Below are 13,857 nucleotides of genomic sequence, written 5' to 3' on the forward strand. Positions count from 1 at the left end.
TTTTACTTAAAAGTAAACCAATTATTACACCAGATTCAAAAATCACAGTTTTTTTGCTAGTTTATCATAAGCATTTTCTTCCCTGTATTTGTCACATCGATATAAATTTCTAATATTTTATGACCTAAAGATTGTTACAATTATGAAATAATTGAGCCTATTAAAAAAAGTAGATCAGATAGCTATAAAAATAACTATGAAGATTAATAGTTTAGCAAGACTTTTTCAAATGGAGTGTCAGTAAGAGTTAAAATAATATCTTCAGAAAACTTTAATACGTAGAACAAATTAGGTATACTTAAAACAAAAAGACTAAGGAGATAATATGGATATAGATAATGGGCTAGTAAACTTACTTTATACGCATGTTTCAAAGTATAATAGAAAGAAATATTGGGTATGGCGAGCAGAAGTGGTAAATCCTGATTCAAAAAAAAGCAAATTAAAAAGATACTATTGGTTTTATAAGATAAAAAAAGCCGATGCTTTTAACAATGCCACGATGGGAACTGCAATAGGTAGTGGAGCTCAATTTAAATCTCCCCCAATTCTTAGGCACGGACTGAATGGAATTGTAATTTCTCATTATGCTAAAATAGGCCGAGATTGTGAACTATTTCAAAATGTAACAATTGCACAAGATGGACCTAATAAAAAAGCTGCTGAAATTGGAGATAATTGTTCTATTGGAGCAGGGGCAGTTATCTTAGCGGTAACGATAGGGGATAATGTTAAAATAGGAGCTAACGCAGTAGTGACAAAGGATGTACCTAGTAATTGTACAGTGGTTGGAAATCCGGGGAAAATCGTTTAAATTGATTAAGAAAACTCGCTTTAGGCGAGTTTTTTTGACTTTAAAAGGTAGAATAGCTTACTATTACTGATGGCGTTTTTATTAAAAAACCATACTATACTGCTTCTCCAAACGTCTAGAATTTCTTAGATTCTTTGTTATTGAAAAAAGAAATCAACCATCATCTATCTCCAAAAAGCTACATTTGTACTATTTAAAAATAGTCGGTATAATTTAAAAAAAGAACTTATTTGGAGGAAACAATGAACATCAGAAAATCAACCAATAAGGATACGACAATTGCAGCTGAACTTTACGTCAAAACATTTAGCCAAGAACCCTGGAATGAAAAAAATAAAGTAGAGGATATCGTAGCGCATTTTCAACGTTTAACCCAGATGAACACGGAAAAATCCTTTATTTTAGAAAAAGATCAAATGATGATAGGAATCGCATTAGGTTTTACAAGATCGTGGTATAAAGGAAATCAGTACCACCTCGACACATTTTGTATAGATCCAGCTTTTCAAGGTAGAGGTTACGGAAAATTATTTATGAATAAAATCAAAAATGAGCTAGTGGCTGACGAAGTTCATACGATTATTTTAGATACGGATCGAGATATGCCAGCTGAAAAATTTTATCAATCCACGGGTTTCACTAAACTGGCTGACTCGGTTTTATATGCGATTGATTTTTAAACAACTCTTCCCAATTGAGTGTCAGAAATATGGTGAGGGAACATTAACCAAAACGCGGGTAGTGAAAGGTGCATAAACATGAAAAAGATCATAATAAATGAATTGGAGATTCGTTTAGTTAGATACAATCGCAAGTATTTACCAGCTATCGTAACGCTATTTAACAGCACCATTCAAAGGGTAAATAGTAAGGATTACAGTCAAGCTGAATTAAATGAGTGGCTTCAAAAAAATCCTGACCTTGATTCGTGGCATGAGAAGTTAACAACTAGCGATTGTTTAGTGGCTATTAAAGAAGAAACTTTAGTGGGATTTGGCAATATAACAAGCGAAGGGTATCTTGATTTATTCTATATTTCTTATACTATGATCCATCAAGGTGTAGGTCGCTTCATTTTTAATGAACTAGAGAAATATGCAGTGTTAGAAAAAGCAAAGTCTATCTATACAGATGCTTCAATAACAGCAGTCCCATTTTTTACGAAAATGGGTTTAGAAGTGATGAGAAAACAAGACAATCAACGAAATGGTGAAAACCTAGTCAACTATCGCATGATAAAGAAATTAGTTGTGAGGTGAAACGCATTACTTTATTGAGGAGAGAAGACTAATGATTGCAACAAAACGGTTAATACTTCTTTTAGAGATTGATTGTAACCTAGCCTAGAGTAAAAAAATTAGTCTAGCAGAAGTACAAGAGATACTGACTCATATTGTCTCTTACGATGAAATAGGGAATAGTTTGTTAAACCGTTTAGACGAACTCAATAATGGATACTTAAAAATTAGAATTTAACTGAACAAAAACCACCCAATTGTGAATTCCCCTCATTACTGCTACAATAAACAAATAAATACATCCACCAGAAATAATCTAAGCAATCAGAGGAGCAAACTAAAACGATGAGAAATATCAAACTAACAATTGAGTACGACGGAAAACGCTATTTAGGCTGGCAAAGGCTGGGAGATTCTGATAACACCATTCAAGGGAAAATCGAAGGTGTTTTAACACAACTCACAGGAGAAAAAATTGAAATTATCGGTTCAGGTCGAACCGATGCTGGCGCCCATGCAAGGGGACAGGTGGCGAATTTTAAAACGGAGACAACCATGGAGCGAGAAAAAATGCTTGATTTTATGAACCGTTACTTACCGCAAGACATTATCATAAAAAAAGTAGAAGACGTTCCTGAACGCTTCCATGCCAGGTATAACACGACGGGCAAAAAGTACAGCTACTATGTTTGGAATGATGCCATTCCTTCTGCCTTTGAACGTTACTATAGCTTACACTATCCTCAACCGTTAGACATTGATAAAATGAATCAAGCTTGTAGCCTATTAGTAGGAAGCCATGATTTTCTTGGTTTTTCATCTCTTAAAAAAATGAAAAAATCAACCGTTAGAACCATTGACGAGCTTTCTATTCAAAGAGAAGGCAGCTTACTCCATTTCACTTTTGTAGGGGATGGCTTCTTGTACAATATGGTTCGAATTATCATGGGTACCCTTTTAGAAATTGGAGCAGGTACGATGGAAGTAAGTGCAATTGAAGAGATATTTAAAAATAGAATTAGACAACATGCAGGTGAGACAGCTCCTTCTCATGGACTGTTTCTGGATGAAGTCTATTATCGTTAAGCTGAAAAAACCCTCAACTAAATAAGCAAAAAGGCTTTTCCTAAAAATAAACTCATTCGTGGTTTTGTTTTTAGAGAAAAGCCTTTTTTGTAAGTAAGGGAGTTAAATCGACTGAATACACTGTAAAAAAGCAGTAGCAGATCTTGAAAAAAATGAATCTTTTTTCCAAACAATACTGATGGAGGCAGTCAACTCTGGCATTAATGGAATGAAGGTTAAATTCGTACCAGCGGTGTTGATAATGCCATCAATACAAAGCGCACTAGCCACATCTTCTTTTACTAATAAAGAAGCATTATAGAGCAAATTATAGGTGCCCACTACATTTAAATGATCCAAATTTCCCCCTAACCACTCAGCTAATTGAGTATCCACAAAAGATTGATTAGAAACCAATAAAGGAACCGTTTCAATATCTTTAGGAGAAATCGTTTGTTTAGAAAACAAAGGACTAGCTGAATGAACCATTAACCCCCAACGATCCACCAAAGGCAACTGAATAAAATCATATTTCTGTTTTTCAACAGGATCAATCACCAATCCAAAATCCAGCACACCTTTGTCAATTTTTTCCAACACATCATCCGCATTCCCGCTATAAAGTTCCAATTGAATATCAGGGTGTTCTTCCCTTAAGTGATAAAGAACTTTCCCAATCAACTGAAAGGCCAGCGTTTCACCTCCACCAATGGTTATTTTCCCACTAATACGATCCTTTTTAATTAAATTAGCAGTGGTTGAATCAACTAAAGAAAGAATTTCTTTCCCCTTGTTGACCAAATAAACACCATCCTCCGTTAACGTAATAAATCGATTGCCACGTTCAAATAACGTCACACCCAGTTCTTCCTCCAATTCCTTCAATTGTTTTGAAAGAGTGGGTTGAGAAAGATGGAGGACTTGTGCAGCTTGACTAATTGTTTTTTCCCTAGCTACGGTTAAAAAATAGTTTAAAACACGCAATTCCATTTAAAATACCTCCTATAGTTAAAAATAATAGCTAGCTATTGTATATAAGTATTAGTTAAGTATAACGTAATCCATTACAATAAAGTAGTAAAATAATTTATGTTTAGGAGGGAAAGTATGCTTAAACCTACACTACAAGAAAAACTAATTGGCAAAGAAATACTACCAGAAACGACACTCTATAAAGAAATTCACACTGTAAAAGCAGACAATGAGCGCTTAGTGATGGAATTAAATAGCCAATATCATACTCCACAAGAAATACAGAACTATTTAAAAAAAATCACTGGTAAAGAAGTTGATGCTTCAGTTAACATTTCACAACCCTTTTACAGTGATTTTGGCAAACACATCACCTTTGGCAAGGATATTTTCATCAATCAAAATGTAACATTTGTTGATTTAGGCGGCATTACAATTGAGGATCAAGTATTGATTGGTCCATGCGCGCGCTTAATCACAGTCAATCATTTAACGGACCCGAAAAAACGCCGCGGACTTAGCGTAGCACCTATTCGGATCAAAAAGAACGCATGGATTGGAGCGAACGTTACCATTTTACCGGGCATTACAGTTGGTGAAAATGCCATTATTGCAGCAGATTCTACGGTGACTAAAGATGTACCAGCAAATGTCATCGTAGCAGGAAGTCCAGCCAAAATAATGCGTGAAATAAATCGCTAATATTTTTTGAAAGTCTATTTATGAAGTGCAGAAAATAAGAATTTAAAGGAGAAAAATACAATGACCACAAAAGGAAAAGTCGTAATTATCACAGGAGCTTCATCTGGTATCGGAGAAGCAACCGCTAAGTTGCTAGCTAAAAAGGGCGCAAAACTTGTCTTAGCTGCCCGCAGAGAAAGTAAGCTGATTAAACTTGTAGACGAAATTAAAGCCGATTCAGGTGAAGCTGTTTATTTCGTCACAGATGTTACAAAAGAGGAAGACAATCAGAATTTAGTAGCCTTTGCTAAAAAAACCTATGGAAAAATCGATGTGATTTTTCTAAATGCAGGCATTATGCCAAGCTCACCATTATCTGCTCTTAAGGTCAAAGAATGGAACGAAATGATTGACATCAATATCAAAGGTGTCTTAAACGGAATTGCCGCAGTATTGCCGTTATTCATTGAACAAAAATCAGGACATGTTATTACAACTTCTTCAGTAGCAGGCTTGAAAGCCTATCCTGGCAGCGCTGTTTACGGAGCAACGAAGTGGGCAGTGCGAGACTTAATGGAAGTTTTACGAATAGAGTCCGCTCAAGAAGGAACGAATATTCGAACAGCAACGATTTACCCAGCAGCCATTCATACAGAGTTATTAGACACGATTACAGACGAAGAAACAGCAAAGGGGATGACAGCTTTGTACAAGCAACATGGAATCAGTCCAGATCGGGTGGCAAGTATTGTCGCATATGCCATTGATCAACCAGCAGATGTAAATGTAAGTGAATTTACAGTAGGACCAACAAGTCAGCCGTGGTAAAAAAATAAAGCCATTCAGTATAATAAACACCACGTTCTTGCTATAATAAGAAGAAAAGGGGGCGTTGGAATTGTCTGAGCACCGCATTTTCACTACGAGCTTTGCAAGTGTGTATCCGTTATATGTAAAAAAAGCAGAACGTAAAAATCGTACCAAAGAAGAAGTGGACACCCTGATTTTCTGGCTAACGGGGTATGATGAAACAACCTTAGAAAAGCAAATCCAAAAAGAAGTTGATTTTAAAACATTTTTTGACGAAGCACCCAAAATGAACCCGCATATGGATTTAATCAAAGGCGTTGTCTGTGGCATTCGAGTAGAAGAAATCGAAGATCCTTTGATGCAAAAGATTCGCTATTTAGATAAGTTGATTGATGAATTGGCTAAAGGCAAAAAACTAGAAAAGATTTTGCGAAGTGAATAAGAAAATCGAATCAATGAAAGCACTCACCAGCAACAAATAGTGAGTGCTTTTTTGACTTTCATTTGCTTATCCGTAAGCCAAAGGTTATGATAAGAATAACAAGTTTATCAGAAAAACTGATAGAAAAGTGGGGGGAATATCATGTTAAATACAATCAAACTAACCGAAGTGGCCTATCCAATGACAGATAACAGCGGCATCACGATTCCGCTAACGGATGAAACCATTAAAGAACGCAAGGACAAGCTTTTAACGCTCATGAAGCAAGAGAATTTAGATTCATTGGTCATTTACGGTGATCTTGAACATGGCGGGAATTTTTCTTATTTAACGGGTTTTGTGACGCGTTTTGAGGAAGGCGTTTTAATTTTACATGAAACTGGCGAAGCGGTTTTAATGCTAGGAAACGAAAATACAAAAATGGCCCAACATGCTAGAATTAGAGCCGATTTGATTCACTGTCCCTTCTTCTCATTACCGGATCAACCGATGGATGGCGAAGTAAAATTGGAAACTCTCTTTGAACAAGCAGGCTTAACAAAGGCAAGCAATGTGGGGGTTGTTGGTTGGAAAATGTTTACAGCAATGTCTGAAAACAACCGCACACTCTTTGACGTCCCAAGCTATCTGCTTTCTGCCATTCAATCAGTCGTAACCAAAGGAACCATTGAAAACCGTTCCGATCTTTTTATTGATGCAGCTTATGGTGCCAAAGCAACAAACAATGCCAATGAAATTGCTCATTACGAATTCGGTTCATCACTTGCTTCAGACTGTGTGTTAGAAACAATTGAAGCCATCGAAGTTGGAAAATCAGAAATGGAATTAGGTACTTTTTTAACCAAATACGGTCAAAATCCAACAGTTGTTCCAATTGTAGCAACCGGCGAGCGCTTTGAACAAGCTAACCTATATCCATCCCCTAAACGTGTCCAGTTAGGCGATAAAATGTCGATTACAACCGGCTTTAAAGGTGGCTTAGCAAGTCGAGGCGGTTACGCAGTAAGCCAAGTTTCAGAGCTGCCGAGTGATCAACAGGAATATTTGGAACGTGTGGCGAAGCCGTACTATAACGCAGTAGTCAATTGGTTAGAAGCCATTGATATTGGCGTGGAAGGTCAAGAGCTTTACCAACTAATAGAAGAGGTTCTACCTAAGTCCCGCTTTGGCTGGCATTTAAATCCAGGACACTTAACAGCAGACGAAGAGTGGATGTCTTCTCCAATAAAAAAAGATTCAGCGATCCCACTGAAATCAGGAATGCTTTTCCAAATCGACATTATCCCATCGGTTAAAGGCTATGGCGGCGTTGGGTGTGAAAATGGCATTGCTCTTGCAGATGAAGCTTTGCGAAATGAAATCAAACAAGACTACCCTGATTTATGGGCACGAATCGTTGCAAGACGTAGCTATTTAAAAGAAGTCTTACACATACAGCTACATGATTCAGTGTTGCCTCTTTCTAGTGGCGTAGCCTTTTACAACCCCTTCTTTTTAAACAAAACAGTGGCCTTTACCAAATAAGAAAAGGATTAAAACTTAGAGCAATATGGAGTGAGCAAAATGATTACGATGAAACGAATTTACCTAGACTATCAAGAAACCGATGGCGAACGTATTTTAGTGGATCGCCTTTGGCCAAGAGGCGTATCGAAAGAACGAGCTCATCTTACGGAATGGGCAAAAGAAATTGCCCCCTCAACAGAATTACGCAAGTGGTATCACCAACATCTGGATCAATTTGAAACATTTAGCCAAGCGTATCAAAAGGAGCTACTAACCAATCCAAAAGCGGTGGAAAAACTAGTGGAATTAACTGGTAAAAGTCAAAAAGAGACCCTCACATTCGTTTATGGTGCAAAAAATCAGCTAGAAAATCACGTGGTAGTCTTACTAAATGTATTAAAACAGTACTTTAAGGCAAACGTTCAAAAATCTTAAAAACAAGTTAGACCTTCTTAAAATAGAAGGGGGTCTAACTTGTTTTTTTTGCTCTCTAAAAATGCACTTTCCCTTGACCTAGAGTGAACTTCAAGGTGTAAACTAAGGATGAAAAATTTAGTACACAATGTTTAAGGTGTAAATGAACTAACAGAAAAGAGGAAATGAAAATGAACGTTAAAACCGTTGGAAAAACAGGTATCACAGTTTCAGAACTTGCTTTTGGCACCATGTCCTTTGGCTCAACTGCCGACAAAGCAGAGTCAGAAAAAATGTTTCACGCTGCTGTTGAAAAAGGCATTAATTTTTTCGATTCAGCGAATGTTTACGGCAATGGTCAAGCAGAATTGTTTCTAGGAGAATTTATTAAAAAAGAACGCCAAAAATACGTGGTAACGTCAAAGGTCTATTGGCCAACCTCAGAAGATCCTAATGGAAAAGGTCTCTCTAAAAAGAATATCTTCAAAAGCCTTGATGACACCCTATTACGCTTAGGAACCGACTATCTCGATTTTTATTTTGTTCATGATTTTGATCACAATACCCCAATGGAAACAACCCTTGAAGCCTTAGATCAACTTGTGAAAGCAGGAAAGATTCTGCATCCCGCAGTCAGCAATTGGTCAGCTTGGCAAATTGAAAAAGCTCTAGGAATTCAAGCAAAGAACGGCTATTCCCCCTTTGAATTGATGGAACCCATGTACAATTTAGTGAAGCGTCAAGCCGAAGTAGAGCTTTTACCAATGGCTCAAGCTGAAAAAATGGGAGTGATTAGCTATAGTCCGCTAGGTGGCGGCTTACTAACAGGAAAATACGGTGAAACCAAGCGACCTGTCAGTGGGCGACTTGTGGAAGATCAGCGCTACGCACAGCGTTATGGAGAAAAAACAAACTTTAAAATTGCAGCTGAATTTACACAGTTTGCCAAAAAATTAGGCGTACATCCCGCACCTTTAGCGATTGCATGGGTAAACTATCATCAGGGAATCACAGCTCCAATTATTGGCGCAAGGAATATGGAGCAGTTAGCGGTTAGTTTAGAAGCCGTTAATTTTGAAATGACCGAAGAATTTTATCAAGAATTATCAAAACTATCTCCAAGCCCACAACCAGCAACGGATCGTGGCGAAATCTTAACAGGCAATTGGAAATAAAGAGAACTCATTGTGAGTTCTTTTTTTTAAGGCAAAATAAGTTGACAACTAGAAAATAAACCTGTATTCTAAAAGCATACCGAATGAATGTTTTTTTAGGAAGGAACAGAAAAATGGCGAAAAAATACAATACCGAAGAAACCATCAAATTGATTTTAGATACAGCTACACGCTTATTCACCGAAAAAGGCTATGAGAAAACAACGATTCAAGACATTGTTAACGAGCTAGATGGCTTATCTAGAGGGGCAATTTATCACCATTTTGCATCAAAAGAGGCAATTGTTGATGGCGTTATCAAACGCTTATTGCCAGAAAAAAAATACATCGAAGCCATTTCCAATCGTCAAGATTTAAACGGTTTAGAAAAAATTCAGCATTTATTTTTAGAAACCCTATTTAACGAAGAAGTAGGCGCATCCTTTTCATTGACCTATTCGTTATTTAATAATCCTAAATTTTTTATGATGTACATGATGAACTGTAATGAATTCATTGCACCCCAAGTAGAAGTTTACCTTAACGAAGGCAATCAAGACGGCTCTCTAAACATTCAATACCCTAAACAAATTGGCGAAATCGTGGTGCTGCTACTAAGCACATGGTTTATCGTTTCACTTTATCCAAACACAGTAGAAACCTTCTGGGAGAAGCTTGGCGCATCAAAATATGTATTAGACGGAATTGGCTTACCTATTTTAAGCGATGATTTGATTGAAAACATCAAAAAAATAATGATAGAAAAAGAGGGCGCACATGAAAACAACTAAAAAAGCTAAAAAAAATGGAATTCGACGTTTCTTCCATATTATCGGAATGATTGTGGCAACCTTGATTGGCATCATTGTGTTAGCCATGGCTGGAATCTATACAGCACATCGCCTAAGCCTAAAAAGCGAAGCTCCACGGATTGAGAACTACGGCAAGAAGCTCTCTGTTTTTGATGGGAAAATGAATATTTTAGATGAAGGCAAAGGCGAGGGCAAGGAAACCATCGTATTATTAACAGGTTACGGTACGGCAAGTCCAGGCCTAGATTTTACACCTCTAGTGAACAACCTAAAAAAAGATTACCGAGTTGTCGTGATTGAGCCTTTTGGTTATGGCCTAAGCAGTCAAACAAAACGACCACGGACTTCAGACAACATGGTGGAAGAAATCCATGAAGTCACGAAACAATTAAAACTAGATTCCTTTATTTTGATGGGACACTCCATTTCAGGCATTTACAGCTTAAACTACGCTAACATGTATCCAGAACAGCTAAAAGCCTTTGTTGGAATCGACACGAGTACATCAAATCAACCGTGGCCTGGCTTTAACGACGGGGTGATAACCTTTGTCCAAAAAGCAGGAATTCTAAGAGCCATCACCAAACTTAGTCCAGAAGCATCACAAGTAAAAAGTCTGGACGCAAAAACCAATGAGCAGATTCGTCTCCTAACAATGAAAAATGGAGGCAATGACGCTGTTCGAAATGAAGGGCAAGAATTAAAAGCAAGCTTTGAGTTAGCGAACAAACAAACCTTTCCAAAAAATCTACCCGTTCTTCTCTTCGTTGTAAAAGACGATTCAGAAGTAGCCGGCTGGTTAGAGCTTCACCAAAAGCAAGTTGAGCATTTAGACAAAGGCAAAGTAATCGAACTAACAGGCACCCATTACTTGCATCATACGCAGTCTGAAAGGATTGGGGAAGAGGTTCGGGAGTTTATGAAATAGAAGAATGAACGACTTACTTATTAAGATAAGTGAGTCGTTTTTTACTATTAGTTGATATAAAAAAGAATTGATACAGAATAAAAAAATCAGTTAATTAGTATTGACTGAATAAGAGTTATGGAATATAATTGGGTTGTTAAGTATATTTTAAACTTTTTGGGAGGGTACTAAATTGGGCGGTGTTCTAATAAATAAAGATGTTGTTAAATTAGCTATGATAAAAAACAATATTGCTACTCAAACTGAGTTAGCAGAGCGTTTAGGCATGAGTAAAAGTCAGCTTTCTCAAATGTTATCAGATGAATTTTGCCCAATAAAAACGAATGTAATTAATTTGTTAGAAGAATTGAAAATTAGTTTTAATGAACTAATTGGTATTGAATCTAATGAGCAACTAGAATTACCATTAATGGATAACTCTAATTTAGATAATATAAGTAGGTTTGATTATAAACTGAATGAGTTTATAGATGTTAAAGATGTTACTCCAGTTAATAAATATACAGTTCTAGAAACTTTTGCGGGTGCAGGTGGTTTGGCATTGGGCTTAGAACAAGCCGGTTTAAATTCAGTAGGTGCAATTGAAATGGATACACAGGCTTGTAATACATTAAAAAAAAATAGGCCAAATTGGAATATAATTAAGGAAGATATTATTGAAGTTGCTAATAAAGGGATTAGATCACATGAACAATTTGTTTTGAAAGAAGAGTTAGATGTTTTATCAGGAGGATATCCATGTCAAAGTTTTAGTTATGCTGGGAAAAGACATGGGTTAGAAGATATCCGAGGTACTTTATTTTATCCGTATTCACAAATTTTACATGATTTACGTCCTAAAGTCTTTATTGCTGAAAATGTTAAGGGATTAGTAAATCATGATAATGGTCGAACACTAGAAACAATGCTGGATGTATTTATGCAAAATAATTACACTGTTTATTGGAATGTATTAAATGCTTGGAACTATGATGTAGCACAAAAAAGAGAGCGTATAGTAATCGTAGGAATAAGAAATGATTTAGTAGAAAAACAGATTTATCCATTTGCTTTTCCTGAAGTCTCTTCTTATAAACCAGTATTAAGAGATGTTTTAAAAAATGTACCAGATAGTCTTGGGACACCTTATTCTGAGAAGAAGAAAAAAGTATTGGAATTAGTTCCACAAGGAGGTTGTTGGATAAATTTACCAGAAAAAGTAGCCAAAGAGTATATGGGAGCATCTTACAATTCTGGTGGTGGACGACGTGGAATGGCTCGTAGAATTTCTTGGGATGAACCTTCATTGACCCTAACTACTTCTCCAAGTCAGAAACAAACTGAAAGATGTCATCCAGAGGAAACAAGACCTTTTACAACTAGAGAATATGCGAGAATTCAAAGTTTTCCCGATGATTGGAAATTTGAAGGAAGTTCTTCAAACATATATAAGCAGATTGGTAATGCAGTTCCAGTAAATTTAGCAAAATATGTTGGCTTATCAGTAGTAAATTATTTAAATCAATTTAAGTAATACTAGCTATGAAGTGACCTTTTACATTAACTTAATATTAAAAGTCCCGTAAAATTAAATTTACGGGACTTTTAATATTAAGAATAGCTAAATTTCATCAAACGACTGTTGAGATATTTGTTGGGCTAATTTTTCTATTACGTTATTTACTAGTTCTTTACTATTAACTTCTTTTGCAACTTCGCCAATTGCGTCAGTTATTTTTGAATAAAAATTTACATCACCAGTTAGTCTATACCAGAACTCTTTTCCAATATATACAGGGTAATCCTCATCAATTTTTTTATAGTGGTTACTTAATTCATAAGTTTCTCCATAAAATACACCAACCACACAATCAGTCATTCCAACTTGTAAATGATTTGTTCTTGCTAAATTTCTTATTCCTTTGAAATGATTTTTTATAGTAATAATATCATCTTTGTTAATTGTATTAGGCCCTGCTTTTATTTGACAATATTTTTTTCTATGGTCTATTTTATCAATAAATTCAATGTCTATTCCAGAAGTTGTTGATGAAAAACCCTCTAAAGTGGTGTTACAAAATTTTTGTAGTTGATTTCCAAAAATCGTATTTATAGAAGTTCCTAAGATTCTTGGATAAGCTAAAGCTTTAGCAATACTAATAGCATCATCATTTCCCTCAAGGAAATTAGCTTTATATTTATCAAGGAAAGGATTAACTTGAAATTCTTTTAAGTTAACTAATTTTTCAGTATTTTTTATATGATTTTGAACAATTTCGTCTTTAAAAAAGATTTTTGCTTTTTCAATTATTTGGTCATTATTTATTATATTTTCTTGATCTATACTCATTGATAGTCCACCTTTTAATTAGTTATTATAGGTTGAGTATACATCTTTAATTATAATAAGTACAGTTTTATTTTTATTGTGATGTTATTTTATTTCTTAACTGTTTTTTTTTTATATATTTATATTTTTTGGTTTGTGTAAAAAGCAATCAATATGGGTGCGTTTCTTTGATTCCGCTATTTATTTTATCCTCCTCTCCAACCCCAAAATACTCCTCCCTAATCGCAACCCAACGCGCGCATTCCCAAACAACTGCCACGTCATTCCCATACCCACAACCCCAATATCCCCATCTGAAAAGTGCCAGCCATTAAACGCCTCAAAAACAGCTGTCTCCAAAAGCTTCGCCTCATCTAATAAGTGTTCCGCTCTCTCAAACTCACCGCCACGAGACAACTCTAACGCTTTCTCACAGCATTCCTCCATCCGAACCACCAAACCATCGATTTCTTTCCAATCCATCATTAAAAATCCCCCTATTTTTGTCCCAATCACAAAATAAAAAACGCTAAAGGCGAACAACCAATACCGTTCCAAATAGCGATTAGCAAAGAAAGTAGCGGACTTCTCATTGAAAAAAGAGTGGAAATTAGGTACAATGAAAAAGCTAGTGCTTAAGTGCTAGCTATTGGCAACTTGTATATCAGTTTCTGGCTGTTTATACAGGGCTTCATAGCGCGGTTCCCGCCAAG

16 protein-coding genes are annotated in these 13,857 nt (G+C 36.0%); 13 read left to right on the forward strand and 3 right to left on the reverse strand.

What is annotated here, in order from left to right; genetic code table 11:
- Positions 1–325 precede the first annotated feature (325 nt).
- The 4 genes from BR52_RS01445 to truA all read left to right on the forward strand — a co-directional run bounded on the left by BR52_RS01445 (position 326) and on the right by truA (position 3,138).
- Positions 326–814 carry a serine O-acetyltransferase gene (locus BR52_RS01445; RefSeq protein ID WP_034568529.1) on the forward strand — a complete coding sequence of 163 codons (489 nt, stop codon included), beginning with the start codon at positions 326–328 and terminating at the stop codon, positions 812–814.
- 242 nt (positions 815–1,056) lie between these two features.
- Complete coding sequence (locus BR52_RS01450) at positions 1,057–1,494, forward strand: GNAT family N-acetyltransferase (protein WP_034568530.1); 438 nt, start codon at positions 1,057–1,059, stop codon at positions 1,492–1,494.
- A gap of 78 nt (positions 1,495–1,572) precedes the next feature.
- On the forward strand, positions 1,573–2,073 hold the full coding sequence (locus tag BR52_RS01455) for a GNAT family N-acetyltransferase (protein ID WP_051915599.1): 501 nt from the start codon (positions 1,573–1,575) through the stop codon (positions 2,071–2,073).
- Between the two features lie 324 nt (positions 2,074–2,397).
- Positions 2,398–3,138 (forward strand): tRNA pseudouridine(38-40) synthase TruA, encoded by a 741-nt coding sequence (gene truA / locus BR52_RS01460; protein ID WP_034568531.1) that lies wholly within the window; start codon positions 2,398–2,400, stop codon positions 3,136–3,138.
- A gap of 102 nt (positions 3,139–3,240) precedes the next feature.
- Here truA and BR52_RS01465 read toward each other — a convergent pair whose 3' ends face one another.
- Positions 3,241–4,107, reverse strand: coding sequence for a LysR family transcriptional regulator (locus BR52_RS01465; protein ID WP_034568532.1), 867 nt, complete (start codon positions 4,105–4,107; stop codon positions 3,241–3,243).
- Between the two features lie 117 nt (positions 4,108–4,224).
- Here BR52_RS01465 and BR52_RS01470 point away from each other — a divergent pair, with 117 nt between their 5' ends.
- The 9 genes from BR52_RS01470 (at position 4,225) to BR52_RS01510 (ending at position 12,349) form a co-directional block, all read left to right on the forward strand.
- Complete coding sequence (locus BR52_RS01470; protein WP_034568533.1) at positions 4,225–4,791, forward strand: DapH/DapD/GlmU-related protein; 567 nt, start codon at positions 4,225–4,227, stop codon at positions 4,789–4,791.
- Between the two features lie 60 nt (positions 4,792–4,851).
- On the forward strand, positions 4,852–5,598 hold the full coding sequence (locus BR52_RS01475) for an SDR family oxidoreductase (RefSeq protein ID WP_034568534.1): 747 nt from the start codon (positions 4,852–4,854) through the stop codon (positions 5,596–5,598).
- Between the two features lie 70 nt (positions 5,599–5,668).
- Positions 5,669–6,022 (forward strand): DUF2200 domain-containing protein, encoded by a 354-nt coding sequence (locus tag BR52_RS01480; protein ID WP_034568535.1) that lies wholly within the window; start codon positions 5,669–5,671, stop codon positions 6,020–6,022.
- A gap of 141 nt (positions 6,023–6,163) precedes the next feature.
- Positions 6,164–7,546, forward strand: a complete 1,383-nt coding sequence (locus BR52_RS01485; RefSeq protein ID WP_034568537.1) for a M24 family metallopeptidase — start codon at positions 6,164–6,166, stop codon at positions 7,544–7,546.
- Between the two features lie 39 nt (positions 7,547–7,585).
- Positions 7,586–7,963 carry a DUF488 domain-containing protein gene (locus BR52_RS01490; protein ID WP_034568539.1) on the forward strand — a complete coding sequence of 126 codons (378 nt, stop codon included), beginning with the start codon at positions 7,586–7,588 and terminating at the stop codon, positions 7,961–7,963.
- A 170-nt stretch (positions 7,964–8,133) separates the two neighbouring features.
- Positions 8,134–9,117, forward strand: a complete 984-nt coding sequence (locus tag BR52_RS01495) for an aldo/keto reductase (protein ID WP_034568541.1) — start codon at positions 8,134–8,136, stop codon at positions 9,115–9,117.
- Positions 9,118–9,230: 113 nt separating this feature from the next.
- Entirely contained in the window at positions 9,231–9,887 is a 657-nt protein-coding gene (locus BR52_RS01500) for a TetR/AcrR family transcriptional regulator (RefSeq protein ID WP_034568543.1), read from the forward strand.
- Positions 9,874–10,836, forward strand: coding sequence for an alpha/beta fold hydrolase (locus BR52_RS01505; protein WP_051915600.1), 963 nt, complete (start codon positions 9,874–9,876; stop codon positions 10,834–10,836). Before BR52_RS01500 ends, BR52_RS01505 begins: the two co-directional genes overlap by 14 nt.
- A gap of 172 nt (positions 10,837–11,008) precedes the next feature.
- Positions 11,009–12,349, forward strand: coding sequence for a DNA cytosine methyltransferase (locus tag BR52_RS01510; RefSeq protein ID WP_236707147.1), 1,341 nt, complete (start codon positions 11,009–11,011; stop codon positions 12,347–12,349).
- Between the two features lie 87 nt (positions 12,350–12,436).
- Here the strand turns inward: BR52_RS01510 and BR52_RS01515 are convergent, their stop codons facing one another.
- Both BR52_RS01515 and BR52_RS01520 read right to left on the reverse strand, forming a co-directional pair.
- Positions 12,437–13,165 (reverse strand): PmeII family type II restriction endonuclease, encoded by a 729-nt coding sequence (locus BR52_RS01515; RefSeq protein WP_034568545.1) that lies wholly within the window; start codon positions 13,163–13,165, stop codon positions 12,437–12,439.
- A gap of 180 nt (positions 13,166–13,345) precedes the next feature.
- Positions 13,346–13,687 (reverse strand): hypothetical protein, encoded by a 342-nt coding sequence (locus BR52_RS01520; RefSeq protein WP_147291895.1) that lies wholly within the window; start codon positions 13,685–13,687, stop codon positions 13,346–13,348.
- Positions 13,688–13,857: the final 170 nt, after the last annotated feature.

This window comes from Carnobacterium divergens DSM 20623, from assembly GCF_000744255.1.
GTDB lineage: Bacteria > Bacillota > Bacilli > Lactobacillales > Carnobacteriaceae > Carnobacterium > Carnobacterium divergens.

What these genes read in the sequence shown, in the direction of transcription:
- BR52_RS01445 (WP_034568529.1), top strand. Translation starts at nt 326, where the DNA reads ATGGATATAGATAATGGGCTAGTAAACTTACTTTATACGCATGTTTCA.
- BR52_RS01450 (WP_034568530.1), top strand. Translation starts at nt 1,057, where the DNA reads ATGAACATCAGAAAATCAACCAATAAGGATACGACAATTGCAGCTGAA.
- BR52_RS01455 (WP_051915599.1), top strand. Translation starts at nt 1,573, where the DNA reads ATGAAAAAGATCATAATAAATGAATTGGAGATTCGTTTAGTTAGATAC.
- truA (WP_034568531.1), top strand. Translation starts at nt 2,398, where the DNA reads ATGAGAAATATCAAACTAACAATTGAGTACGACGGAAAACGCTATTTA.
- BR52_RS01465 (WP_034568532.1), bottom strand. Translation starts at nt 4,107, where the DNA reads ATGGAATTGCGTGTTTTAAACTATTTTTTAACCGTAGCTAGGGAAAAA.
- BR52_RS01470 (WP_034568533.1), top strand. Translation starts at nt 4,225, where the DNA reads ATGCTTAAACCTACACTACAAGAAAAACTAATTGGCAAAGAAATACTA.
- BR52_RS01475 (WP_034568534.1), top strand. Translation starts at nt 4,852, where the DNA reads ATGACCACAAAAGGAAAAGTCGTAATTATCACAGGAGCTTCATCTGGT.
- BR52_RS01485 (WP_034568537.1), top strand. Translation starts at nt 6,164, where the DNA reads ATGTTAAATACAATCAAACTAACCGAAGTGGCCTATCCAATGACAGAT.
- BR52_RS01490 (WP_034568539.1), top strand. Translation starts at nt 7,586, where the DNA reads ATGATTACGATGAAACGAATTTACCTAGACTATCAAGAAACCGATGGC.
- BR52_RS01495 (WP_034568541.1), top strand. Translation starts at nt 8,134, where the DNA reads ATGAACGTTAAAACCGTTGGAAAAACAGGTATCACAGTTTCAGAACTT.
- BR52_RS01500 (WP_034568543.1), top strand. Translation starts at nt 9,231, where the DNA reads ATGGCGAAAAAATACAATACCGAAGAAACCATCAAATTGATTTTAGAT.
- BR52_RS01505 (WP_051915600.1), top strand. Translation starts at nt 9,874, where the DNA reads ATGAAAACAACTAAAAAAGCTAAAAAAAATGGAATTCGACGTTTCTTC.
- BR52_RS01515 (WP_034568545.1), bottom strand. Translation starts at nt 13,165, where the DNA reads ATGAGTATAGATCAAGAAAATATAATAAATAATGACCAAATAATTGAA.